4 protein-coding genes are annotated in these 2,605 nt (G+C 62.0%); all 4 read right to left on the minus strand.

The genetic code is table 11. The features are described 5' to 3' along the window. Positions 1-326 (minus strand): hypothetical protein (locus J7J55_02215; GenBank protein ID MCD6141520.1); only part of this gene is annotated, 326 nt, incomplete at its 3' end. 286 nt (positions 327-612) lie between these two features. Then, positions 613-1,563, minus strand: coding sequence for an NAD-dependent epimerase/dehydratase family protein (locus J7J55_02220; GenBank protein ID MCD6141521.1), 951 nt, complete (start codon positions 1,561-1,563; stop codon positions 613-615). 14 nt (positions 1,564-1,577) lie between these two features. Then, a complete protein-coding gene (locus J7J55_02225; protein MCD6141522.1) occupies positions 1,578-2,333 on the minus strand; it encodes a HesA/MoeB/ThiF family protein in 756 nt (251 codons plus the stop codon). Positions 2,334-2,343: 10 nt separating this feature from the next. Continuing rightward, positions 2,344-2,605 (minus strand): hypothetical protein (locus J7J55_02230; GenBank protein MCD6141523.1); only part of this gene is annotated, 262 nt, incomplete at its 5' end.

The following is a 2,605-nucleotide window of genomic DNA, read 5'->3' on the forward strand; positions in this document are numbered from 1 at the left end:
CCCGGATCCTCGAGCGTCAGGTCGACCGGTATGTCCTCGTCCGCGGCGTAGTCCGTTCCGCCCTCTGTTATCGTGAACGTCGCCTCATACGTCGTGCTGTCAATCTTCTGAAGGTCACCGAGCTCATAGCCACCGATATTGCTTTCAGTGACCAACGTGTAGATCGTCGCCGAATCCGACTGGACGCTGATCGTGGCGGTGACGACATCCCCGATCTTCATCGAAGTGTTCGGGATCGTCACGCCGGTGATCACGGGCTGATTGCCATAAGCCAGAACCATTCCGAAGGCACAAAACATGAACAAGAAAGCAAGAAACCTCTTCAACCGCTCTACCTCCTTGTCCCTCCTTTCTTCCCGGAGATAAAACGATCTTCCGTTTCGGTTTCAAGGATATCACACTGCCTACCCAGTGTGAAGACGAGGCGCATTGGTAACTGATCACCGGAACTTGACCGACATTCGCCGGATGCTGCCTTCCGGACCTAAGCCGAACAGAATCCGATCCCAAGTGTCGGGAGTCGCTGGACACTCCTGAGCGGTCTACTATTCAAGTCAGTTGCGACTCAAGCCTTGAAATTCACGTTAATTTTATTTAGTCAGCGAGCTTAACTTAGGTCAACTTCTCCCGCAGGCGGGCGAGCATGTCGGCGACCATCGATGGGAGGTCGAACTCCGGCTTCCAGTCCCACTCCTCGCGCGCGGCGGCATCGTCGATCCGCTTCGGCCAGGAATCGGCGATCTCTTGGCGGAAGTCGGGGTGAAACTCGTAGGTGAACTCCGGGATGTGTTTCTTGATCTCCAGGGCCAGCTCCTCGGCGGAGAAGCTCATCCCGGCGAGGTTGAAGTCACAGTGGTGCTTGAGCCTGTCGAAATCGGCCTCCATCAGCTCGATCGTGGCGCGGATGCAGTCGGGCATGTACATCATCGGGAGGACGGTGTCCGCACGGACGAAGAAGTCGTAATGCCCTTCCTGCAGCGCCTTGTAGAACACCTCAACCGCGTAGTCGGTCGTCCCCCCGCCGGGGAGGGTCTCGCTCGAGATGATCCCGGGATACCTCACCCCGCGCACGTCGAGCCCGAACCGGCGCACGTAGTAGTTCCCCAGAAGCTCCCCAGCAACCTTGGTCACCCCGTACATCGTGGTCGGGCGGAGGATCGTCTCCTGGGGAGCGGGATCGCGCGGGGTCTCCGGTCCGAATACCGCGATCGAACTCGGGACGAACACCCGCGTCATCCCCCGCGTCCGTGCGACTTCGAGAACGTTGTACAGCCCGTCTATGTTCACGTGCCAGGCGAGGTTCGGCTTTTCTTCCCCCACCGCGGACAGGATCGCCGCCATGTGAAAGATCGTGTCGATTCTGTACTTGTCCACCACCTCTTCTAGCCGGGCGCGGTCGGTGACGTCGAGGCGCGCGAGCGGGCCCGAGTCGCGCAGCTGCGGCGTCGGACCGGTATGATGAAATCCAGCAACTACGTTCTCCGCGCCGTAGCGGTCGCGCAGGGCGAGGGTGAGCTCTGAGCCGATCTGCCCGACCGCACCAGTGACCAGTATCCGTTTCATCTGCTTGCTCAATCCTAGCTCCTTTCCAGAAATTCGTACTCTCCCGCACCACAGCACGGACACCCCGGATTGCGGGAGATCGCCTGCGTTCCGAAGCCGTTATCCCAGAGATCGAGTGTAACGAGTTGCGTGGGGAGTTCCACCTGCCCGAGAATCGTCTTGATGCCGATGGCAACTGCGATCGCTGCCGCCGCCCGGGGGACGGAGTTCAGCAACCCGCTCGTCCCCGCGGTGAGGACGGCGGACTCCGGCGGCGGGTCGGGAATGAGGCAGCGCAAGCACGCCCCTTTCCCCGGGATGATCGGCATCACCTCCCCGTACGTGCCGGCAACCGCGGTGAACACCCACGGGACTCCGTGCTTGACGCACGCATCGTTCACGAGGTAACGGGCCGGATAATTGTCCAGCCCGTCGAACACGATCTCCGCCCCCGCGAGCAGTCCCTCCGCGTTCTCCCGGTCGATTCGGGCTATCTCATATTCGACCCTTACCTCGGAGTTTATCTCCCCGAGCCGAGCGGCGAGGACCTCTGCCTTCAGCCGGCCGACGTCCGCCTCGGTGACGAGTGCCTGGCGCTGGAGGTTGGAGAGCTCAAGGAGATCGAAGTCGACGATCTTTATTCCCCCGACTCCCGCGCGGACGAGGAGCGCGGCGGCGTTCGAGCCGAGCGCCCCGGCTCCGACCACGAGTGCCCGCGTTTCCCGCAGTCGGGCCTGCCCGGCCGGACCGATCTCGGGAAGCGCAACCTGCCTGTCGTAGCGATCAGTCATGCTCTCTCCCTCAAAATGTCGCTGCCACCGTCAGCTCGAACAAGAGGCCGTTGTACATCCCGCCCCCGGGCTTGAGCCCGGCCGTATATGTGGCTGACAGGGATGAACTCCACGTCGCGGAGATCGTCCAGTCGACCCCTCCCCGCAGGCTCCCGTCGAGCCGTCCCTCCCCGGAGTAGCGGCCGTCGAGGACGAGCCGCGCGGAGAGAGCGTCCGCGATCGGGTAGAGGAGGGTGTTCGTTAGGTTGCCGGTCAGGCTCGTTCTCCCCTTT

The sequence above is a fragment of the Candidatus Bipolaricaulota bacterium genome, from assembly GCA_021159055.1.
Classification (GTDB): domain Bacteria; phylum Bipolaricaulota; class Bipolaricaulia; order UBA7950; family UBA9294; genus S016-54.

Bases quoted from the DNA above. Each gene is read 5' to 3' on its own strand.
- J7J55_02220 (MCD6141521.1), bottom strand. From the start codon at position 1,563: ATGAAACGGATACTGGTCACTGGTGCGGTCGGGCAGATCGGCTCAGAG.
- J7J55_02225 (MCD6141522.1), bottom strand. From the start codon at position 2,333: ATGACTGATCGCTACGACAGGCAGGTTGCGCTTCCCGAGATCGGTCCG.